Below are 22,650 nucleotides of genomic sequence, written 5' to 3'. Positions count from 1 at the left end.
TCATCGCTTTGGCTTGCGGTGTCTTATGAGAAGGAAAAGAAAATGACGATTAATCTGCATCGGCCAGATATCGCGGAATTGAAGCCACGCATTACCGTTTTTGGTGTTGGAGGTGGTGGCGGGAATGCCGTGAATAATATGATAAATGCTGGTCTTCAGGGAGTTGATTTTGTTGTTGCAAATACGGATGCACAGGCTTTGGCTATGTCAAAGGCTGAACGTGTTATCCAACTTGGAGCAGCTGTGACAGAGGGTTTGGGTGCTGGTGCTTTACCGGAAGTTGGACAAGCGGCGGCAGAGGAATGTATTGATGAAATTATTGATCATCTTGCAGACTCTCATATGGTTTTCATTACTGCTGGTATGGGGGGAGGAACTGGAACAGGGGCTGCTCCTGTTGTTGCTCGCGCAGCACGTGAAAAAGGTATTTTGACTGTTGGTGTTGTGACAAAGCCGTTTCAGTTTGAAGGCGCACGTCGTATGAAAACGGCAGAGGCTGGTATTGAAGAATTACAAAAGTCTGTCGATACATTGATTGTTATTCCCAATCAAAATCTTTTCCGTATTGCAAATGATAAGACAACGTTTGCTGATGCTTTTGCTATGGCTGATCAAGTGCTTTATTCTGGTGTTGCTTCCATTACGGATTTGATGATTAAAGAGGGTTTGATTAACCTTGATTTTGCTGATGTTCGTTCTGTTATGCACGAAATGGGTCGAGCTATGATGGGAACGGGTGAGGCATCTGGTGATGGGCGTGCTTTGGCTGCGGCTGAAGCTGCTATTGCAAACCCATTGTTGGATGATACCTCTATGCGTGGGGCGCGTGGTTTACTGATTTCTATTACGGGTGGTCGTGATATGACTCTCTTTGAGGTTGATGAAGCTGCTAATCGTATTCGTGAAGAAGTGGATGCTGATGCGAATGTGATCTTTGGTGCTATTGATGATGAGTCATTGGAAGGCGTTATTCGTGTTTCTGTGGTTGCCACCGGTATTGATCGTGAAGTTAGTGATGTGGTGCAGTCCTCTCATCCTCAGATTCAAAGGCCTGCTTCTCCAATACGTAAGAGCGATCCTGGAACGTCACACAGTTCTTTTCATGTTCAGTCATCGCCCCTGCGTTCTGAGTCAATGGTAGAAGTGATCGAATCACTTGAAATAGAGAAGGGCAAATCAACCGGAGAACAGTTCCGTCCCAAAAGTCAAATTTTTGCACATCCTGCAGAAGCAATGACGACACGAAGTGCAACGAATGCTGTTGCGTATGGTTCAAATGCTGTTCAGGAACAGAGATCAAATGTGCCCCGTATGCAAGTAAGCCGCGGTTTTCAACAGGCTATGACGGCTCCCGTGAGTATGGAAGCAACAGCGCATGTTCTTGATGAGATGACAGGGGTTGTGAAGCAAAAAGAAAAGCCAGTGCAACCAAAACAAATGCAACAGATGCAAGCGCGGGCTCCAATGCGTATGCCTGAGTTAAAGGATTTTCCTCCTGTTGCTCATGGGCAAAGTCACAGAACATCTGTGACTGATCAAGGTCCTCGTAATCTTTGGCAGCGTTTGAAACAGAGTTTGACGCATCGTGAAGAAGCAGAGCCAGAAGCGAGGTTGGAGCCTGCTGTTAGATCGTCTCAGCAGCAAGAGTCTCATGTCTACAATAAAAATTCTCAAGCGCTTTCTCAAGATGCTTCTGTTTATGTTCCACGTCGTTCTGGTGAGCTGCACCCTCAGGTACCACAAGATCAGCGTACTTTTATAAATGAAGAAGATCAGTTGGAAATACCAGCATTTTTACGTCGTCAGGCAAATTAATTGATGAAAAACGAGGCAAAGTAAGCAATTTTATTACCTCTTTGATGCTCAGTCAAAAATTATACAGTAAAATATATTGCTGTTTTTGGGATAAAATACTTTGTTTTTAAAAAACCGCTTATAATAAGCGGTTTTTTTTTATTATTTACTATGAATATTTTTTATAGTTTTATAAATTTTGTTAAAAGATGTAAAAGCAATGCAATAAAATAATATGATGAATTTGGTGCCAAAATATCAGTCTACTCTTAAAAAAGCAGTAACATTTAAGGGGATTGGCGTTCACAGTGGCTGTTTGTCAGTGGTAAAGGTTTGTCCAGCGGATGTTGGCTGTGGTATTGTTTTTAAGCGTTGTGGATTAGACGGAACAGAGAAAATATTTCAAGCCCATGCATCGCAAACAGGAGAAACTGAATTATCAACGGTACTTGGAGATGGAGATGTAAGGGTTGAAACAATTGAACATTTGATGGCAGCAATTGCTGCTTATAATTTGGATAATCTTGTTATTGAAGTGTCACATAATGAGATTCCTATTTTGGATGGTTCAGCGTGGTTATATTGCCAAGCTTTTGAGGATGTTGGCATTGTACAGCAAAATGCGTTGCGTTCTTATTTCATTATAAAAAAGCCATTGCGGGTTGAAGGAGCTCATGGTTTTGCAGAGCTTTTGCCATTCGATGGACGTCGTTTTGATATAACGATCTCTTTTCCTTCTTCTGCTATTGGTAAGCAACATTTCAGTTTTGATCTTACCACACGAGGGTTTAGAGATGATTTGTCACGTGCGCGCACTTTTGGTTTTATCAAAGACGTGGAAAAATTAAGGCTTTCTGGAAAGGCGAGAGGCGCTTCTTTGGAAAATTCCCTTGTTATCGACCTTAATGATAAAATTTTAAATCCCGATGGTCCTTATTGGGAGAATGAATGTGTTCGGCATAAGATGCTTGATGCGATTGGTGATACTGCTTTGCTTGGGGCGCCTTTTATTGGATTATTTCGTTCTTATTGTAGTGGACATAGAATTAATGCGCAATTGGTGAAGGCTGTTTTGGCAGACGAATCATATTACGATAAAAGCTTTTTAGAGAAAGAGTAAAAAAAATGACAAGATTTTTTTATCGTTTATTTGATTTTTAAGGGGATGATTGACCTAAACTGCTAAATTGGTTATGTGGATTTTAAAGTGATATGGTATAAAAGCTTTGATAAATTGTTTTTGCTACAAGGTGATATTCTGTGGAGGCCGGAAAAACTATGAAAAAATCTCATGTGTGCATTGGAAATATGACATATAGAAAATCTAACATTGTACGCAAGATATTGGGGGTGGTGCTTTTGGGAAGCACCTGTATGTTGGCGGGATGCCTCTTTAAAGAGAAAAATACCCTTGATCCATCTGCTTATGTTTTAAAAATAGAGCCACCAGATGTTTTATATAATCAGGCTCTTGCTAGCCTTGAGAGTGGGAAGCTTGGCGATGCATCGAAGAAGTTTCTGAAGATTGAAAAGCAGTATGCTTATACTGACTGGGGGCGTAAATCTTTGGTCATGGGTGCTTTTACTAATTATCGACTTGGAAAGTATGATGATTCAATTAGTATGGCTCAACGCTATATTACTCTTTATCCAGGGTCTACTGACTCCGCTTATGCGTACTATATTATTGGTCTTTCTTCTTTCCGTCGGATTCCGGATGTTACGCGTGATCAACGTGATACGAAACGTGCTATTGCTGCTATGCAGCTCCTTATAGAGCGTTATCCTAATTCTGAATATGTCAAGGATGCTAAGGATAAAATTCGTTTTGGGCGCGAACAGCTGGCTGGTAAAGAAATGCAGATTGGCCGTTATTATGAAGAGGGGCGGCGCTACCTTGCAGCAAGCAGACGGTTTCGTACCGTGGTTGAAGAGTATTCTGATACAAATCAAATTGAAGAAGCACTTTTCCGCTTGACAGAGGTTAATCTTGCTCTCGGCTTAACGGCGGAAGCACAGACGGCAGCAGCTATTTTAGGACGTAATTATCCCAAAAGTGAATGGTATAAATTTTCTTATAATCTCTTGCAGAAGAATAAAATATCGCCCCGCGAGCATAAATCTTCTTGGATCTCAAATGCTTTAGGTGGTGATAAGAAGAGGGTGCGTTGATTCTCTATGCTAGTACAGCTTTCGATTCATAATATTGTTTTGATCGAAACGCTCGATATTCATTTTACGGCGGGGTTGACTGTTTTAACTGGAGAAACAGGTGCGGGGAAGTCTATTCTCTTGGATGCTTTATCACTTGCTCTAGGGGGGCGGGGTGATGCTTCGCTTGTGCGTCATGGTGCGGACCGTGGGCAGGTCACAGCTGTTTTTGATGTGTCTGTTTCACATCCTGCACGTCAACTTATTCGTGAGAATGGTCTTGATGATGAGGGTGATATTATTTTACGGCGTGTGCAATCAAGTGATGGACGTAGCCGTGTTTTTATTAATGATCAGGTGTCTAGTGTTGCATTGATGCGGAGTGTTGGCCGTTTGCTGGTTGAAATCCATGGACAACATGATGATCGTGCGCTTGTTGATGTTGCTACACATCGCCAATTATTAGATGCCTTTGGTGGTCTTGACGATGAAGTGGAAAATTTGCGTCAGTGTTATCACACATGGCGTGAATTTGAGGAACGTTTGCAACGACAGCGTCTTAAAGTAGAGAGCGCCGTACGTGAGGTTGATTATCTTCGTGCGTGTGTAGAAGAGCTTGAAAAGCTTGATTTTAAAGTTGGTGAAGAGGATGCTCTTTCTCTGCGCCGTGCCGATATGCTTAAATTAGAAAAAATAGCGACGGATATTAAAGAAGCGGATAATCTTTTAACGGGTCAAAAATCACCAATCCCCGTGCTTTCTAATTTGGTGAGGCGTTTGGAGCGAAAAATTCCTGAGGCACAAGAGCTTATTGCACCAGTGGTGAAATCTATTGATGAGGCATTGCATGCACTTGCAACAGCACAAGAAGGTATTGAGACGGCAATACGAGCATTAGATTTTGAACCTGATGAATTGGAAAGGATAGAAGAGCGTCTTTTTTCTCTTCGGGGTTTTGCTCGTAAATATCAAGTTTCTGCGGATGAATTGGTACAGTTACGTGATAAAATGGATGCTGAACTCGCTGCTTTTGAAGAGGCTCAGACTGTATTGACACGTTTTGAAGATGAGGCAAAACAAGCACAAAAAGAGTATGATACATTAGCGCAAGCGTTGTCAATAAAACGTCAAGAGGTGGCAAAGAACTTGTCTGAAAGCGTGATGACTGAGTTACCAGCACTGAAATTAGAGAGGGCTGAATTTATTGTTGAAATGCAAAGTGATATGGAAAAGCGGAGTGCAGAGGGATGTGATCGTATTGAATATTGGGTGCGAACAAATCCTGGAACACGTGCTGGACCAATGCTTAGTGTGGCTTCTGGCGGTGAATTGTCTCGTTTTTTGTTGGCATTAAAAGTTGTTTTGTCTGATCGAGGATCAGCACCGACGCTGATCTTTGATGAAATTGATACAGGCGTTGGGGGTGCTGTTGCAGCGGCTATTGGGCAACGGTTGAAACGCTTATCAGAACATGTTCAGGTTTTCGCTATTACGCATGCTCCACAGGTTGCATCGAAAGCGCGTGGACATTTTCTTATTTCAAAAATTGAAAGTCATGATAAAGGACGCTTTGTTACTGCGATTCATAAAATGGAAGAGCATGAGCGTGCAGAAGAAATTGCTCGTATGTTGGCAGGAGAACAGATTACTGAAGAAGCGCGTGCAGCGGCTCAAAAGCTTCTAGCATAAAGGTAATTCGTCAACGATAAAAATACTGGAAAGCTTGTATTTATTGAGATTCACTTTATGAGGAGACGTGGAGATCCTTAGGGCAGTGCTTGTAATTTGGAATAGATTTTATGAACAAAAATGCAGATAAAAATCTCACAGCTGTTGAAGCAGAAAGTGAATTAGAGTGGTTGGCAAAAGAGATTGCACGTCATGATGTGCTTTATAATCGTGATGATCAGCCTGAAATTTCTGATGCAGAATATGATGCTTTGCGCCGCCGTAATGCAGAAATTGAAGCTCTTTTTCCAGAGCTTATTCGTGTTGATTCGCCTTCACATAAAATTGGGGCACCAATTTCTGAAAAGTTTGAAAAATCTGTTCATGCACAGCCAATGCTTTCACTTGATAATGCATTTAGCTCTGAAGATGTTACTGAATTTGTTGAGCGTATTCGACGTTTTTTACGGCTTCCAGAAACACAAGTGTTGGAAATAACAGCGGAGCCAAAAATTGATGGTTTATCTTTGTCTTTGCGTTACGAAAAGGGGCGGCTCGTGGGAGCGGCAACGCGTGGGGATGGAACTGTCGGTGAAAATGTGACGGCAAATGCCCGAACAATTGCTGATATTCCACAAGTTTTGCAAGGTGATTTTCCTGATATCATTGAGGTGCGTGGTGAAGTTTATATGGGGCGGGAGGATTTCCAAACAGTAAATATCAGCCAACAAGAGAAGGGCAAGTTAACCTTTGCCAATCCTCGAAATGCAGCGGCTGGTTCACTGCGTCAGCTTGATTCACGGATAACCGCTAGCAGAAAACTTCAATTTTTTGCTTATGCTTGTGGTGAGGTGAGTGAAATATTGGCAGAAAGTCAAATGGAGATGATGAAAAAGCTAAAAGAATATGGCTTTGTTATCAATCCATTAATAAAAGTCTTTAAGACAGTAAAAGAAATTATTTCTTATTATCACGATATCGAAGAACGCCGTCATTCTTTAAGCTATGATATTGATGGCATTGTTTATAAGGTTAATGATTTGATGCTCCAAAAGCGCTTGGGGTTTGTTTCTCGTTCGCCGCGTTGGGCGATAGCCCATAAATTTCCAGCAGAAAAAGCGATAGCGCTTTTGGAAAATATTGACATTCAAGTTGGTCGCACGGGAGCTTTGACACCTGTTGCACGTCTTACGCCTATTACTGTTGGTGGAGTGGTGGTGACCAATGCTAGTTTGCATAATGAGGATTATATTAAGGGAATTGGTCATAAAGGAGAGCCTATTCGTGAAGGACGTGATATCCGTGTAGGCGATAGCGTGATTGTACAACGTGCTGGTGATGTGATCCCTCAAGTTATTGATGTTATTATTGAAAAACGTCCGAAAGATGCTGCTGTTTTTATTTTTCCTCATTTGTGTCCAGCTTGTGGGAGTCATGCTGTTCGTGAAGTGGGAGAAGCCGTGCGTCGCTGTACAGGGGGGCTTATTTGTCCTGCACAGGCGATTGAGCGTATTCGTCATTTTGTTTCACGCAATGCTTTTGATATTGAGGGCTTGGGTAAAAAACAGGTAGAGTTTTTTTTCTATGCTCAAGATGAAGCGCTTTGTATTCATACACCAGCTGATATTTTTACTTTAGAACGTCGCCAAGAAAAATCTTTGATACGTTTAGAAAATATAGAAGGTTTTGGTACTGTTTCAGTTCGCAAATTGTATGATGCCATTAATGCACGTCGCAAAATTCCTTTGAGCCGTTTTTTGTTTGCATTGGGGATTCGTCATGTTGGAGAGGTGAATGCACGCCGTCTTGCGCGTACTTATAAAAATTATACGGCTTTTGAGACCGCGGCTATGGAAGCACTTATGCCATGTGATAAGGAAAATGAAAAAGGCAATGAAGCTTGGATGGAGCTTACCAATATCGAAGGAATTGGACCACAGGTAGGGAGCGCAATTGTTGATTTTTATCAAGAAGCGCATAATCGTGAGGTTTTGTCTGTTTTACTTGAAGAAGTAACCCCTCTTGATGAGGAGCCTATCATGACAGCTTCTTCTCCAATAGCGGAGAAGACAATTGTTTTTACAGGAACTTTAGCGCATATGTCACGCAATGAAGCAAAAGCATTGGCAGAGCGATTAGGGGCCAAAACATCTGGTTCACTTTCTAAAAAAACAGATCTTCTTGTTGCAGGACCTGGAGCGGGTTCCAAATTGGCTAAAGCTGAAGAATTAGGTGTTGAGGTTATTGATGAAGAGGCTTGGCTACAGTTGATTGAGGAACATAATGTTTAGAGTGCGTTTTCTAGGAGATGCGTATACTGTTTGTATGATTATCTCTCTTATATCTTTTTGGGGCTGGAATCAAAAAGGGGATAATAGAGGCTGTTTTTTGCAAAAATAGAGCGCCATATACTTTGATATTTATTAAGTTATTGAAAAAACGTTGAAATTAAATATTAAACTTAAACTATTATGATGAAGAATATACAAGATTATTATTAGTAAAAGATATACGTTGTCACTGTGAAGCAAGGTAAAAATTATAAATAAATATGCAAAATTTTGAATCTATACGGCGTAATAAGCTGGTTATAATAGGTGCTTTAGAAATATGACGCGGAGGATTATAAAATATAATGAAAATTTCTATATAGTAGAATAAGGTTATAACTCATGTGAAGATGGAGTGGAGGATAGTTGATAAGCGTTATCTTTTACAAGTGTATCCCGTCCTGTTTCAGTTTGGGAAGAGCTTTTGTTGTATCGGTAAAAAACTTGAAGTATTTTATAGAAGCATTTTTTGTGTTTGTTGATGGTAAATACACATTTCTCTCTTTAAAAGAGAAGGGTGTGGTGTTTTTGTAAGAAGCGTTGGAAGATATTTGTGTTTCTTCATTTAAAGGGGCATTGTTGCCTCTTTTGCCCATTTTTTATCTTCTTCATTTAAGTAAGGTGCATTCATCTGATAAACGCGCGCATGGTAATCATTGAGCCATTGTCGTTCTTCTTGTGTCAAAAGCTCTGGAAGAATGAGTTTTTGATCAATAGGGCAAAGTGTAAGCGTTTCAAACGAAAGCATTTCTATATCTCCGCCATCAATTTTTTGTGCTGGCTTTACCATTATCAAATTTTCAAGACGGATACCAAAAGCACCTTCGCGATAATATCCTGGTTCGTTTGAAAGAATCATACCGGAGATGAGTTCTTGGCATCCTTTGCGAGAAATATTTTGTGGCCCTTCATGAACAGAAAGATAAGACCCAACACCATGACCGGTACCATGAGCATAATCAAAACCAGCTTTCCATAAGGCGATGCGTGCTAGACTATCAATGTCTTGTCCACGGGTTCCTTTTGGAAATTGTGCGGTTGAAAGAGCAATCATGCCTTTGAGAACAAGAGTAAAACAGCGCTTTTCTTCCTCTCCAATATTTCCAATTGCTATTGTACGTGTCACATCTGTGGTGCCATCACGATATTGTCCACCTGAATCAACAAGATAAAGTTCACCAGCATTGAGGTGTTTATTTGTTTGTGTCGTTACACGATAATGAATAATGGCACCATTTGCACCTGCTGCTGAAATTGTATCAAAAGAAAGATCTTTAAGTTCTTCTCCCATTTCTTTTGCTGTGTTTATGCGAAATTCTTCTAATTTTTGAGCAGCAGAAATTTCACTTATTGACCCTAGTATTTGTTTATCTAACCAAGAAAAAAAACGGGTTAAGGCAACACCATCGCGTAGATGCGCTTTGCGTGCACCATTGAGTTCTGTGTCATTTTTAATGGCACGTGGTAGAGCAGCGGGATCGGTAAGTGTGATGAAAGAGCTATTGTTTTCTTCAATAACAGTTCGTAATTTTTCGCATGTTAGCTGTGGATCTAAGGCAAACACTGTTCCTTTTTGAATATACTCTTTGATCTTTGGAATAAGCTGTTCTGGTTCATATAATTTTGCATAACGTTTCAGATATTGTTTCTGTTCTACACCAAGTTTTTTTCTGCTAATAAATAAGGCTGGTGTTTCGTTAAGTGGGATGAGAGCAAAACAAAGGGAAAAAGGTGTATTGGAAACATCACTGCCCCGTATATTGAATATCCATGCAATGGAGGAGGGGTCTGTAAAAATAAAGGCATTTGCATGAGTTTGCTGTATATCTTTGTAAATCAAAGCGAGTTTTTCATCTGTATCGCACCCAGCATATTTGAGAGGGTGAATTGATAAGGCAGATTGTGGAAATGGTGGCTGGTCATGCCAGAGCAGATCAATGGGATTATGTTGAACTGCTACAAGTTTTCCACCGGCTTCTATCTCTAAAGATTTTTTTAACGTTGCTGTAGCGGCAATCGTGTGGAGCCATGGATCAAAACCAATAGAAAGTTTTTGCCCATTTTTTTCAAGCCATTGTGAGGGAGGGCAAGTTATGAGATCTTCATAATCAAAAATATCAGGATCAGTTTGTTGGCGAACTTGGAGCTTATATCGCCCGTCTGTAAATATGATGGCTTTGTTTTTTAAAATCACTGCAATCCCAGCTGATCCAGTAAAGCCGGTTAGCCAGCTAAGGCGTTGAGCATGAGGAGGGACATACTCTCCTTGGTGTTCATCGCACCGTGGAACAAGAAAACCATCGAGTCCAAGACGGTCTAGTTCTTTACGAAGAGAGGCAATGCGCTCTAGAGCATAAGCAGGATTTGTTGTCGCCTCAAAAGATTGATACATAACGACGTCCTTTTCTTTTATTTTATTTCAGATGTATCGTAACCCATCCTTGCCGGTGGTATGTTTCGATGTGCTTCAGTCCTTGTTTTATATAAGTCTCCAAAACATGGGCATGTTGTTCTTCAAGAATTCCAGAGAGTATAAGTGATCCCCCTTTTTGAAGTGCTTTTACCACTTCTTGCGCAAGTTCAATAAGCGGATTAGCAAGGATATTGGCAACGATGAGATCAAAGGGAGCACGTGAAGCAATTGCATCATGGGCAAAACCTGTCGCTGTAATAGCTGTAACATATTCTTTGACACCATTGAATTCGATATTGTGTTGTGCAACTTGAACAGCAATTGGGTCAATATCGGATGCGAGCACAGTAATTGGTTGGAGCATTGCGATGCCAATGGCTAGTACACCGCTCCCAGTACCAAGATCAAGGGCATTTTTTGGATTTTCGTGTTTCATGACTTTTGCAATCATTTCTAAACAACCGGCTGTTGTTCCATGATGTCCGGTGCCAAAAGCTTGATTAGCTTCAATTTCAATAGGGAGAACATTTGCGGGAATGGCGTTTCGGTTATGACTTCCATGAAGGAAAAAAGGACCGGCTTGCACAGGTTTTAGTTCTTCTAGGCTTTTTTGTACCCAATCAATGTTGGGTAAAACTTCCATATTAATTTTATCAAAATCTATAGAAAGGATTTGGGCAAAACGTTTCGAAATATGCTCGTAGTTTTCTTGGTCTACATAGAGTGAAAGTTCATATATAGCATTTTGTTCATCTATTTCTGTAAGAGCAAGAGGATAACCTTCTTCGTCAAAGGCTGTTTCTATAAGGGTGTAGAACCGTTCTGCTTCATTTTTAGAAGCAGTATAATAGAGGCGAATTTGTTGCGACATGCTGTTCTTTCTTTTGATCGGCTTTTTTTAGTTTAAGATGAGTTTTTTTAACCGTTCAATGGCGATTTCATCTTTTAATTCGCTATCGCTTTCTTTCGTGTCATAACGGATAACGCCAGCTAATTTTCCACCTTTTTTGAGTAAAAAAATTGCTGCTGTATGGTTATATGTATAGTTTCCATCTGTTCCAGGGACTTTTTCAGCAACGATGTTAAAGGAATTGACCATTTTGTGAACTTTATCAGGATCCCCACTGATACCAATGATTTTATTGTTAAAATTACTGAGATATTCATGGAGTACTTCTGGTGTATCACGTTCGGGGTCAACAGTCACAAACCATATACCTAATTTATCGGTATTGGATCCAAGGGCTGTAAGCCACCGATCAAGATTCATCAGTGTGGTAGGGCAGCTTTCAGGACACATAGTGAAGCCGAAAAAAATTATTGAAGGCTTGCTTCGAATATCAGCCTCAGTAATATTTTTTCCATTAGAATCAGTGAGTGTAAAATTATCACCTAAAGGCTTATTTGTCAGCGCATCATAAATAAAAACACCTGCAAGAAATATGATTGTCAGCCCCAAGATGCGTATTACATTTTTCATAGTTTGACTCTCTTAGATAGATCGGGAAATTGTAACATTGGCAGGTTTGTTTTGCAATGTTTGTTTCATGGTTGATTTTATTGGCTTGATTGGTATGTCTTTCCATATCTATTGATGAAACATTGGTGAAAGATGCATGAATATTGAGAATGATCTTCGGTTCCATGAAAGTGAGCCTCGTATCCATACGACAGCACGGCTGCATGGTTGTAAATTAGGGCGCTATGTGGAAATTAATGAGCGGGTGATTTTACGGGATGTAACCGTTGGAGATTTTTCTTATTTAGAACGTAATAGTGAGGCTATTTATAGCGATATTGGGCGTTTTTGTTCTATTGCATCTCATGTACGGATGAATGCGTTGGAGCATCCTATGGAGCGCGTTTCAACGCATAAAATAACCTATCGTCCAAACGAATATTTTCGTTATATGGCACTTGATCGTTCTTTTCGCGAAAGGCGCTGTGCAAAACGTGTTATCATTGGGCATGATGTGTGGATTGGACATGGCGCGGTTATTATGCCTGGGGTGACAGTTGGACATGGAGCAATTATTGGTGCTAACGCTGTTATAACGAAAGATGTTATGCCTTATACGATTGTTGTTGGGATTCCTGCTAAACGCTTGCGGATGCGTTTTCCCAATCATGTCATAGAATGCCTTTTAGATATGGCTTGGTGGGATTGGCCACTTGATAAAATTCACGACGCATTGCCTGATATGCAAAATTTATCCATTGAAGTCTTTGTTCGCAAATGGAAATGATAGTCAGAATAAAACAAAAAGGTCTCTTGAAAAAACGGATCGTGGTTTGCCTTTAGTTAAGCTTTGTTTACAAAATTATCCAGTACACGCTTTTCTCCGGCTTTTTCAAACATTATTGTCAATTTATGATCGTCTATTGCTGTAATATAACCATAACCAAATTTTATGTGAAAAATCCGATCATTGACAGAAAAATCTGATGGTGCGTGAGAGATTGATTGGGTGATAACTTTTCCTTCAATATTCTTGTTTTTTTGTGCACGCTTTTGTCTTGGTGTTGTATAGTCATTATAAAAGAAATCATGATGTTGAAAGGAAGGCTTTCCATAACCACCATAGGATGTTTCCATTTCTGCAACTTCTATATGTTCTGCTGGTAATTCATCTAGGAAACGGGAGGGGAGAGCAGGTTGCCACAGTCCATGAATTCTTCGATTAGATACAAACCATATATGCAGGTTTTTTTTTGCTCTTGTGAGTCCAACATAAGCAAGACGCCGTTCTTCTTCTAATCCTGAACGTCCACCTTCATCTAATGAGCGCTGGTGGGGAAAGAGTCCTTCTTCCCAACCTGGAAGAAAAACTGTTTCAAATTCAAGCCCTTTGGCTGAATGAAGTGTCATGATGTTGACTGCATCCATATTTTCATTATTTTCCGTTTCCATAACGAGTGCAACATGTTCCAAAAAACTTTGAAGATTTTCAAATTGTTCCATGGAACGGATCATTTCTTTAAGATTTTCTAGTCGTGTAGGAGCCTCTGGTGAGCGATCTTCTAACCACATGGTTGTGTAACCAGAATCATCAAGGATGATCTCGGCAAGTTCTCTATGAGGAGTGTCTTGAAGCATATTTTGCCAGCGGCGGAAGTTTTCAATAAGGCTTCGTAACGCACTGCGTGCCTTAGGCTTTAATTCATCTGTTTCAATGATGTCAGCGGCAGCAAAAAAGAGAGGAACAGCACGTGCACGTGCACTCTCATAAAGAATGCGCAGGGTTGCATCGCCAATGCCGCGTTTTGGCGTATTAATAACACGCTCAAAAGCTAAATCATCAGTGGGTTGGACAACAACGCGTAAATAAGCCATGGCATCACGTATTTCCATTCGCTCATAAAAACGAGGACCACCAATGACGCGGTAGTTAAGACCAAGCGTTACAAAGCGATCTTCAAATTCACGCATTTGGAATGATGCACGTACCAATATAGCCATATGATTTAATGCATGACCGGCTTGTTGTGCGCGTTCGATTTCTTCTCCGATCGCTCGTGCTTCTTCTGCCGAATCCCATGCTGAATGAATTTTTACCTTTTCTTCCTCACTCTTTATTTGAGCAGAAAAAAGAACTTTTCCCAGTCTTTCTTCATTATGAGCAATGAGATGGGAGGCGGTTTTAAGAATATGGGATGTTGAGCGATAATTGCGTTCTAGACGAATAATTTTAGCAGAAGGAAAATCTTTTTCAAAACGTAATATGTTTTCGACTTTTGCACCACGCCATCCATAAATGGATTGATCATCATCGCCAACACAACAAAGATTAACATGTTGACCTTGAGGATGTTGGGCCAAAAGGCGAAGCCAAAGATATTGTGCTGTATTTGTATCTTGATATTCATCGACAAGAATATAACGAAATTGAGAATGATATTCGCGAAGAATATCTGGATTATGTTGGAAGATAGAGATAGAATGAAGTAGAAGGTCACCAAAATCACAAGCATTAAGATCTTTTAATCGATTTTGATAACTGTGATAAAGTTCGCGTCCCATGCCGTTACCAAAGGAATGAGCATCACTTTTTGAGATATGTGTTGGTGAAAGTCCTTGATTTTTCCAAGAATCAATCATCATGGCTAGGTTTCGTGCGGGCCAACGCTTATCATCTAATCCTTCAGCTTGAATAAGCTGTTTTAAAAGTCGAAGAACATCATCGCTATCGAGAATTGTAAAGTTTCTTTTTAAATCAACAAGTTCTGCGTGACGTCGTAAAATTTTAGCACCAGTGGAATGAAAAGTTCCAAGCCAAGGCATACCTTCAACAACTCCTCCAATAAGTTCACCAATACGCATTTTCATTTCACGTGCTGCTTTGTTGGTGAAAGTGACAGCAAGTATTTGCTGAGGAGAGGCAAGTCCAGAGCGTAAAATGTGAGAAATACGGGTTGTTAAAACGCGCGTTTTTCCTGTACCAGCACCTGCAAGAACTAAAAGAGGCCCCTCAGTATTCATAACAGCTTGTTGCTGTTCTGGATTGAGTTGTTCTAAATAGTCTGTGTTATATGATTTTTGTTCTTTTAGAGTATGGGAGAAAAAACCAGAGCTCTTCTTATCATGGTCTGGAGGGGAATCATCTTCAAAGAAAGGTATGTTGTGATCAGAAAAATTACTCATTATATCTCTTTTGTAGTCTTTTTTTCATTGAAGTTCTAGATCAAAAAAACTTCTCTTAAAAAAGTCACAACAGCTTCAGTTGAATAAACAGAAAGAGAACGTAAAAAATAAGCACAAACATTAAAGGCGTTGAGTGAGAATGCTTTGAAGGGCATAAACGCGTAACGAAGCCGAAAGATTGACTTGTTGTGGTCTTTTGCTATCAATATCAGTGATAATAAAGGCTAAAGATTGTCCTTTTTTGCGGGCTATATCTTTTAGAATATCTAAAAATGGTGGTTCTAAAGAGACGCTTGTTGCGTGTCCATCAACGCGAACAGATATCTTTCGTGGAATGACTTTTGACCAATCGATAGAATTATTTTCGTGCATTTTTCTACCTTTATTCATCATTTCGTAAACAATTTTGATCAAGAAATTTTTGCGTTTTTAAAGATTTTTGTTGCTCAAAATTTTTTTCAGTTTTTGTTCGTCCAAAACGATAACGATTTTGCTCAGCACAAAGAGATTTTTCTGTACGTTTTTTTTGTTTTCGAAATTGGCGAAGGTTAATCAATTCAGTCATGAGAAAAATTATTTTTTTCGGAAGGAATCTAAAGAGACAACATCAGCACTTTGTTTTGCATCGTTATTTGAAGATTCTTTATTTGTACTGAGATTTTGTTCTTTTGTAAGCGTATTTTCTTTTTTTTGTGTGTTTGATAAGGTAATGGGCATGGTTGAAGTATTTTCTGAATTTTCACTTTCTCCAGAGGTAAGATTTGAGGGTAGATCAAATGCTGCTTCAAATGCTGCTACAGGATCATAAAAGACCTGAATGGACGTAAAAGGAATCACGAGCTTTTCGGTTATTTCCCTGAAGGAGAGGGTTACTTCGAAAGCTGTTTCTGAAACACTGAGATCTCTAAACTGATGTTGTAAGACGATTGTCATTTGCTCGGGATAGCGATTTTTTAGCCGAGAAGAAATTTTAACGTCTGGGGCATTTGTCAAAAAAGTTATAAAAAAATGATGATTTCCCGGAAGACCTGCTTTGCTAACTTCCGATAAAACTTTACGGATAACTCCACGAAGCGCATCCTGAACGAGAATATCGTAACGGATTTGATCTTTAACCATCGAAGTTTATTCCTTTTATTTCACGTAGCAGAATGGGGCGTATTGATATTGTGTGATAGAAAATATATTTAAAATTAACAGTGTTTTTTCTACGATGCACCTCAATAAATCGAATAAATACGAAACTCTATGGTAAATAATGTCTGATAATGTCTGAAAGATCAATCAACAACATTTAAAAAAGTGAAGGCTTCTGTTGCCAGGTGCCTCCGAACCCCGCTTAAACCTGCGACGGTTTAAGACTTAGTTTGAAACATTCACACTGCATCAAGCAGCGAGACGTGCTTCCGCATAGTTGTCATTTGCAACTACTCATTTAGCCCGATAACGGTGGTACAATGCCGAGTAAAAGAGCGATCTTTACACCCTTGTCGATCCTATTTCGCCCCCACCAAAATATAATGTTGGTTTCTTATATTTTGGTGGAGGCGCCGGGTACCGCCCCCGGGTCCAATAGGTTTATTTCACCGTCCATTTATTACCATATCTGGTAAACCAGCCTTCTAAATATAGATGAAGAACGGTCTTTAGAAAAGGGGGGTTGTTAATATTTTTAATCCTCTAATTATTTATGGAGTTATATGATGCGGCTGTAAAGTATAGTCCGCTCATTTTTGGAGAGGAGATGATGCAAAATGACAAATAATTTAGCAGATATTAAACTATATGATTCAAATCCCGATGAAGCAGCAGTAGAACGACTTAGCCGTCGTTTAGCTTTGGTGATGAAAAAGCAGGATGCGGCGCTTGTTGCTACGTCGGATCCAAAAGAGTTAGAACGTGTTGAAAAATGGGTTCAAGATGTTTTAGAAGCTGATGAGCAGAGCGCTAAAATGGCTGTGTCAAAAGTTGCAGAAATGATGTCTGGAGATCGCAGAAAAAGTCGTATGACTTTCTATTATTTGGTAGCCAAACAATTAAATGCACTTCATAAAATTTAAACAATATTAAATTTGTGATAATGATAAAAAAAGCCCAATTTCTTGGGCTTTTTCGTTGATAAAAAGGTTTAATGTTTTTCATCCTCTTGGAGGTATCCCCCTTTACGCATACTCGGGACAAAGAGAAGAGCAATGAATGCCATGATCATCACAACGGTTATATAAAAATAAAAGAGTGATTCATGACCGTACTTTTTTAATCCAAGTGCAACGTATTCAGCAGAACCACCAAATAAGGCGTTACCAATGGCATGAGAGATGCTAACGCCTAATGCGCGTATTGAAGAGGGAAACATTGCTGATTTTACGACACCAGAGATGGATGTATACATGCTCATAATGAAGAGCAAGCCAATAATGACGGATAAGGCAACCCATGTACTATGCGTATTACCGATTATCCAGAGTCCAGGAAATGTAAAGATGGCAGAGAGTATACTCCAAATGATAAGTAAAGTTTTTGTTCCAATTTTATCGGCTATGATACCAGCTATGGGTTGGAATAGGATGAAAATAAATAGTACAGCCGTCATAATCGTTGTTGCGGTCTGTTTATCAAAGCCGGTGGTTGTGATCAGATATTTTTGCATATAAGTCGTAAAGGTGTAAAATGTGAGTGATCCTCCTGATGCAAAGCATGCAATTACGACAACGGCTTTTGTATGCTTGGTGAGAAGTTCCTTAAGACTGCCAGAGTGTTTGTGAGAGCGGCTTTCTTTCGTGGTTGTTTCGTGGAGAGAACGACGCAGATAAATCGCAATCACTGCCCCAAATCCACCAATTACAAAAGGAATGCGCCATCCCCATGCTTTTAACTGATCTTCAGAGAGATAAGATGCTAGAATAAATATAATGAAGCTGGCAAGAAGTTGACCTGTAATAAGGGTGGCAGATTGGAAAGAAGCAAAAAGCCCACGATGTTTTTTGAGGGCAACTTCGCTCATATAAGTGGCTGCTGTACCATATTCACCACCCGCTGAAAGCCCTTGCATCATCCGAGCTAAAAGTAAAAGGATTGCTGAGGTTATTCCTAAGGTTTCATAGGTGGGAAGTATGGCGATGAAAAAAGAGCCACCACACATCATAAAAATGGATATAAGCATCGAGCGTTTACGTCCATAACGATCGGCGACAAATCCTAAAAACCAAGCTCCAATAGGGCGCATAAGAAAGCCAATAAAAAAGACACCCGCGGTTTTTAACAGTGGAGTAATTGTGTCACCATCGGAGGGAAAGAATTGTGATGCAAAATAAATCGATGCAAATGAGTAAACGTAAAAATCGTACCATTCTACGAGATTTCCTGATGCACTTGCTATAATAGCAAAAACACGTTTTCTTGCATCCTGTGATGCTGAAGTTGTTTCATTTTTCATGAACTGTTCCCCTTTTGGATTTATAGTCCATATTTTCTAAACATAATTGTTTATGATTTCCAGCAAAATTCAATTGTATTATAATAATTTCTTAGGGAAACTCTTTAAGATGATTTATTAGAGTTATGTTGTCATTCGTTTTAAGATTTTTACTTGTGTTATAGAATAAAAAGTTATCACATTGCATTTAAAGGGAGAGAACATTGAAAAGTAGATCAGAATACCTTTAAACTTTATGAGAAGAATGCAATTATTGGAATAATATCGGAAGATCATAGAAGAGATGGTCTTTATGAGCGGAAAGTCAAAAAACTGAAGACATTTCATAAAGCTTAAATAATGTAAAAGGGGATTTTTGTGTCCTTACTTATCTTGTTGTATCATAACACATCATCATTTAGGAGGGTGAGGTAAGGCTCAGATAAGGTTTTCCGTATAAGGTGTTTTTTAGATATCGTGATAAATATTTAGGATAGGGCCTGCCTATAGAATCTTATCAAGTAAATTACATAAAGAAGGCAGTAACTATAGACAATTTAAGAGAAATTGAGTTGTTTGCAAGACGAATGCGGGGCGGACTTTTCGTTCTTTATTAGGGTGGAGAGGAGATCACAAAAGCCCAATTTCTTGGGCTTTTTTATTCAGAAAATAAGTTTAATGAAGTCTATCGTCCTTATCGAGATATCCTCCTTTATCTATATCGGGCATAAGAAGAATAGAGATGAGTGCAATGACCATCATACCAACTATGTAAAAAAAGAACACAGATTCGTATCCTATATTTTTTAATCCAAGCGCTACATATTCAGCAGAACCGCCAAAGAGTGCGTTGCCAATGGCAAAAGCAAATCCAACGCCAATTGCTCGGATTGAAGCAGGGAACAATTCTGCTTTTATGATACCAGCAATGGACGTATAAAAACTCATAACACAGAGTATTCCAATAATGATTAAGAGTGCTGTCCATGGATTATGAGCATTACCGATCATTTTAAGTACAGGGATGGTGCAGATAATAGATAATACCCCCCAACTAATGAGTGAAGCTCTTGCTCCAATTTTATCGGCTAGGGAACCAAAAAGGGGTTGGAGGAGCACAAAAATAAAGAGGGCGGCAGTCATTATCGTTGTTGCGGTTTGTTTATCAAAGCCCGTGGTTGTGATCAGATATTTTTGCATATAAGTCGTGTATGTATAAAATGTGAGTGATCCACCAGCTGTAAAGCCAACAACCAAAAAGAAAGCTTTTTTATGATTGCGAAAAAGTTCTCGAAGACTACCAGCATGTTGTTCAGAGCGGCTTTTGTGGGTTGTTGTTTCATGGAGCAAACTACGCAGATAAATTGCAACGATTGCTCCAAAGCCACCAATGACAAAAGGAATACGCCATCCCCACGTTTTTAACTGATCTTCAGTAAGGTAAAGAGCTAAAATAAATATTATAAAACTTGCGAGAAGTTGACCTGAGATTGTTGTTGCATACTGAAAAGAAGCAAAGAGCCCGCGACGATTTTGGGGTGCAACTTCACTCATATAAGTTGCTGCTGTACCATATTCACCGCCAACGGAAAGTCCTTGAAACATACGGACTAAAAGGAGAAGAAATGCTGCTGTTATTCCCAAGGTTTTATAAGTGGGAAGTATGGCAATGAGAAAAGAGCCACCACACATCATAAAAACAGAAATAAGCATTGAGCGTTTACGTCCATAACGATCCGCAATGAATCCAAAGAGCCATGCTCCAATTGGACGCATAAGAAAGCCAATAAAAAAGATTCCTGCTGTTTTTAACAGTTGTGTGACGATATCTTCATCTTCAGGAAAAAATTGTGATGCAAAATAAACCGATGCAAAGGAGTAAGCATAAAAGTCGTACCATTCTACCAGATTTCCTGATGCGCTGGATATGATAGCAAAAATACGTTTCCTTGTATCATGTGGGTCCAAAGTTGTTTGATTATTCATGAAGTATTCCCCTTTTAGATTTATAACTTTTCTTCTTTTTAAAGCTATTTACGATGTGCATTATAAAAGCGCCATTGTATTATGATAATTTTTTAGGGAAACATAAAGTTTTTTTCGAGAGCTATCAGTACTGTTTTGGGCTCATGGTGTTGTTATATTGCGTAAATCATACGTTTTTGACCATCTTGAAGGAAATATTGTTTTTTGTTTGATTGTGAATTATTTACATATGCAGAGTGTTTATGAAGATATGATACTCTTTAGTTTATATGCTTGATGTTATTGATTATGATATGCGAAGTTGGTGTATCAGTTAAAATACTTTTTATGAACCATCTTAAGTGTCAAGGGGGGAGTGCAATATTAAGAGTTCGTCAATAGTATAATGATAGCGGCTTACACTTTTATTAAGTGTAAAGAGGGTGGTATACATGTTTATACTTTACGGGGCTTTTACGTTATGTCATTCACGAGTACTGTTGTGAAATGGAGTTGGGTGCATTGAGAAATGTTTCTCAAAAAAGTGTGCGAATTCATAATATAATGGTAATTCTATTTTTCATGAAAGGATTTGTTTTGCATGAGGAGTACCATTAAGAACGTATTAAACAAAATCATGAGTGTAATCTTTATTATTGATAAAATTTCTTAAAAGATAATCACGTTTCTTCGACTTTGAGTGGAAATGGGAATATTAAAATAAATCAAACGTTTTTTATCTTCAGTGAACTAAATTCAGCAAAAGAAATATTTATTACATTATAATATGAAGCCATTTATTTTTATAAGCGGCATATGCAGGGGAGAAAATTTCTTCTTTAGAGTGTTTGAAGGGATAAAAAATTGTGAGCTTTAAACTTCTATCGGAAAGAATATAAAAAAGCCCAGTATTCTGGGCTTTTTTATTAAAATCCTTTTTTATTAACACTAAAAGTTAATGAATATCGTCTCCTTGTAAATACCCCTTTTTGCGAGCATCTGGCATTAAGAGAATTGCGATGAAGGCAATGATCATCATGCCGGTTATATAAAAATAGAAGATAGATTCATATCCAATATCTTTTAATCCAAGCGCTACAGCTTCGGCAGAACCACCAAAGAGTGCATTGGCAATAGCATAAGAGAGTCCAACACCTATTGCTCGCACTGAAGCGGGAAACATTTCCGATTTTACAATGCCTGAGATGGATGTGTAAAAGCTCATAATGCATAGCATTCCAATAATGACTGATAAAGCAATCCATGTACTATCAGTATTACCAATCACATTAAGTCCAGGAATGGTAAAGATAATAGATAAGACACTCCAAATAAGAAGTGAAGTTCTTGTTCCAATTTTATCTGCGAGAGAACCAAAGAGGGGTTGGAGTAACATGAAAACAAAGAGTGCGGCAGTCATCACAGTTGTGGCTGTATGTTTATCAAAGCCGGTGGTTGTGATCAGATATTTCTGCATGTAAGTCGTATAGGTGTAGAATGTGAGCGATCCTCCAGCGGTAAAGCCGATAACTAGAAAAAAAGCTTTTCGGTGGTTGCCTAGAAGTCCCCTAATACTACCAGCTTGTGCACTAGAACGACTTTCTTTGGTCGTTGTCTCATGGAGTGTACGGCGGAGATAAATTGCAACTATTGCGCCACATCCACCAATGGCAAAAGGAATACGCCAGCCCCACGCTTTTAGTTGATCTTCGTTGAGATAAAGTGCCAGAATGAATATAACGAGGCTGGCTAGGAGTTGACCACCAATCAGTGTGGTATATTGAAAAGAGCTAAAAAATCCACGGCGGTTTTTGAGGGCGATTTCGCTCATATAAGTTGCTGTTGTACCATATTCGCCACCGACAGAAAGTCCCTGAAGCATTCGGAGTAAAAGTAAAAGAACTGCTGCTGTTACTCCAATGGTTTCATAGGTAGGAAGTAGGGCGATTAAGAACGAACCACCACACATCATAAAAACAGAGATAAGCATTGAGCGTTTGCGGCCATAACGATCAGCAATGTATCCAAAGAGCCATCCTCCGATTGGGCGCATAAGAAAACCAATAGCAAAAACACCAGCAGCCTTTAAAAGTTGCGCAACGACATCGCCATCTGAGGGAAAGAATTGTGATGCAAAGTAAATGGACGTAAAGGAATAAACATAAAAGTCATACCATTCTACTAGATTACCTGATGCACTGGACACAATAGCCCAGATACGTTTTCTTGTATCATGCGGTGCTAAAGATTCTTGTTTTTCCATAGTCGATCC

The 22,650-nt window shown here is 39.3% G+C and carries 17 protein-coding genes and 1 other RNA gene; 7 read left to right on the top strand and 11 right to left on the bottom strand.

Features of this window, described 5'->3' with window-relative positions:
- The first annotated feature begins 42 nt into the window (after positions 1 to 42).
- The 5 genes from ftsZ to ligA all read left to right on the top strand — a co-directional run bounded on the left by ftsZ (position 43) and on the right by ligA (position 7,904).
- Complete coding sequence (ftsZ, locus tag ACFIKU_RS04505; RefSeq protein ID WP_375642110.1) at positions 43 to 1,815, top strand: cell division protein FtsZ; 1,773 nt, start codon at positions 43 to 45, stop codon at positions 1,813 to 1,815.
- Positions 1,816 to 2,029: 214 nt separating this feature from the next.
- Positions 2,030 to 2,914: a UDP-3-O-acyl-N-acetylglucosamine deacetylase gene (gene lpxC, locus ACFIKU_RS04500; RefSeq protein WP_375642111.1), complete on the top strand. Its 885-nt coding sequence runs from the start codon at positions 2,030 to 2,032 to the stop codon at positions 2,912 to 2,914.
- Positions 2,915 to 3,072: 158 nt separating this feature from the next.
- Positions 3,073 to 3,966, top strand: a complete 894-nt coding sequence (locus ACFIKU_RS04495) for an outer membrane protein assembly factor BamD (RefSeq protein WP_375619631.1) — start codon at positions 3,073 to 3,075, stop codon at positions 3,964 to 3,966.
- 6 nt (positions 3,967 to 3,972) lie between these two features.
- Positions 3,973 to 5,634, top strand: coding sequence for a DNA repair protein RecN (recN, locus tag ACFIKU_RS04490; RefSeq protein WP_375656807.1), 1,662 nt, complete (start codon positions 3,973 to 3,975; stop codon positions 5,632 to 5,634).
- A gap of 110 nt (positions 5,635 to 5,744) precedes the next feature.
- The gene (gene ligA, locus ACFIKU_RS04485; protein WP_375656806.1) at positions 5,745 to 7,904 is read left to right on the top strand and encodes an NAD-dependent DNA ligase LigA; all 2,160 of its coding nucleotides are present in this window, start codon (positions 5,745 to 5,747) and stop codon (positions 7,902 to 7,904) included.
- 604 nt (positions 7,905 to 8,508) lie between these two features.
- On the opposite strand, the gene ACFIKU_RS04480 is transcribed toward ligA, so the two are convergent.
- Genes ACFIKU_RS04480 through ACFIKU_RS04470 form a run of 3 tightly spaced genes read right to left on the bottom strand, consistent with a single transcriptional unit; the run spans position 8,509 to position 11,836 of the window.
- Positions 8,509 to 10,335 carry an aminopeptidase P family protein gene (locus ACFIKU_RS04480; protein WP_375656805.1) on the bottom strand — a complete coding sequence of 609 codons (1,827 nt, stop codon included), beginning with the start codon at positions 10,333 to 10,335 and terminating at the stop codon, positions 8,509 to 8,511.
- Between the two features lie 22 nt (positions 10,336 to 10,357).
- On the bottom strand, positions 10,358 to 11,227 hold the full coding sequence (locus ACFIKU_RS04475) for a 50S ribosomal protein L11 methyltransferase (protein WP_375656804.1): 870 nt from the start codon (positions 11,225 to 11,227) through the stop codon (positions 10,358 to 10,360).
- 27 nt (positions 11,228 to 11,254) lie between these two features.
- Positions 11,255 to 11,836: an SCO family protein gene (locus ACFIKU_RS04470; protein ID WP_375656803.1), complete on the bottom strand. Its 582-nt coding sequence runs from the start codon at positions 11,834 to 11,836 to the stop codon at positions 11,255 to 11,257.
- Positions 11,837 to 11,972: 136 nt separating this feature from the next.
- Between ACFIKU_RS04470 and ACFIKU_RS04465 the strand changes: the two genes are divergently transcribed.
- Positions 11,973 to 12,602 (top strand): DapH/DapD/GlmU-related protein, encoded by a 630-nt coding sequence (locus ACFIKU_RS04465; RefSeq protein ID WP_375656802.1) that lies wholly within the window; start codon positions 11,973 to 11,975, stop codon positions 12,600 to 12,602.
- A 56-nt stretch (positions 12,603 to 12,658) separates the two neighbouring features.
- Here the strand turns inward: ACFIKU_RS04465 and ACFIKU_RS04460 are convergent, their stop codons facing one another.
- The 5 genes from ACFIKU_RS04460 to ssrA all read right to left on the bottom strand — a co-directional run bounded on the left by ACFIKU_RS04460 (position 12,659) and on the right by ssrA (position 16,656).
- Positions 12,659 to 14,998 carry an ATP-dependent helicase gene (locus tag ACFIKU_RS04460; RefSeq protein WP_375656801.1) on the bottom strand — a complete coding sequence of 780 codons (2,340 nt, stop codon included), beginning with the start codon at positions 14,996 to 14,998 and terminating at the stop codon, positions 12,659 to 12,661.
- Between the two features lie 120 nt (positions 14,999 to 15,118).
- On the bottom strand, positions 15,119 to 15,370 hold the full coding sequence (locus ACFIKU_RS04455) for a ribbon-helix-helix domain-containing protein (protein ID WP_375656800.1): 252 nt from the start codon (positions 15,368 to 15,370) through the stop codon (positions 15,119 to 15,121).
- A gap of 10 nt (positions 15,371 to 15,380) precedes the next feature.
- Positions 15,381 to 15,563, bottom strand: coding sequence for a DUF4169 family protein (locus ACFIKU_RS04450; RefSeq protein ID WP_375656799.1), 183 nt, complete (start codon positions 15,561 to 15,563; stop codon positions 15,381 to 15,383).
- Between the two features lie 8 nt (positions 15,564 to 15,571).
- Entirely contained in the window at positions 15,572 to 16,117 is a 546-nt protein-coding gene (locus ACFIKU_RS04445; RefSeq protein WP_375656798.1) for an SspB family protein, read from the bottom strand.
- A gap of 182 nt (positions 16,118 to 16,299) precedes the next feature.
- Positions 16,300 to 16,656: a transfer-messenger RNA gene (gene ssrA, locus ACFIKU_RS04440) on the bottom strand.
- Positions 16,657 to 16,752: 96 nt separating this feature from the next.
- On the opposite strand from ssrA, the gene ACFIKU_RS04435 reads away from it, so the two are divergent.
- Positions 16,753 to 17,058: a DUF2853 family protein gene (locus ACFIKU_RS04435; RefSeq protein ID WP_375656797.1), complete on the top strand. Its 306-nt coding sequence runs from the start codon at positions 16,753 to 16,755 to the stop codon at positions 17,056 to 17,058.
- 68 nt (positions 17,059 to 17,126) lie between these two features.
- Here ACFIKU_RS04435 and ACFIKU_RS04430 read toward each other — a convergent pair whose 3' ends face one another.
- The 3 genes from ACFIKU_RS04430 to ACFIKU_RS04420 all read right to left on the bottom strand — a co-directional run bounded on the left by ACFIKU_RS04430 (position 17,127) and on the right by ACFIKU_RS04420 (position 22,641).
- Positions 17,127 to 18,434 carry an MFS transporter gene (locus ACFIKU_RS04430; RefSeq protein WP_375656796.1) on the bottom strand — a complete coding sequence of 436 codons (1,308 nt, stop codon included), beginning with the start codon at positions 18,432 to 18,434 and terminating at the stop codon, positions 17,127 to 17,129.
- Between the two features lie 654 nt (positions 18,435 to 19,088).
- A complete protein-coding gene (locus tag ACFIKU_RS04425; RefSeq protein ID WP_375656795.1) occupies positions 19,089 to 20,399 on the bottom strand; it encodes an MFS family transporter in 1,311 nt (436 codons plus the stop codon).
- A 934-nt stretch (positions 20,400 to 21,333) separates the two neighbouring features.
- The gene (locus ACFIKU_RS04420; RefSeq protein WP_375642124.1) at positions 21,334 to 22,641 is read right to left on the bottom strand and encodes an MFS family transporter; all 1,308 of its coding nucleotides are present in this window, start codon (positions 22,639 to 22,641) and stop codon (positions 21,334 to 21,336) included.
- Positions 22,642 to 22,650 lie beyond the last annotated feature (9 nt).

The organism is Bartonella sp. CM120XJJH (genome assembly GCF_042194715.1).
Taxonomy (GTDB): Bacteria; Pseudomonadota; Alphaproteobacteria; order Rhizobiales; family Rhizobiaceae; genus Bartonella.
Note: the sequence above shows the minus strand (reverse complement) of the source record. Positions and strands in the feature narration are given on the sequence as shown.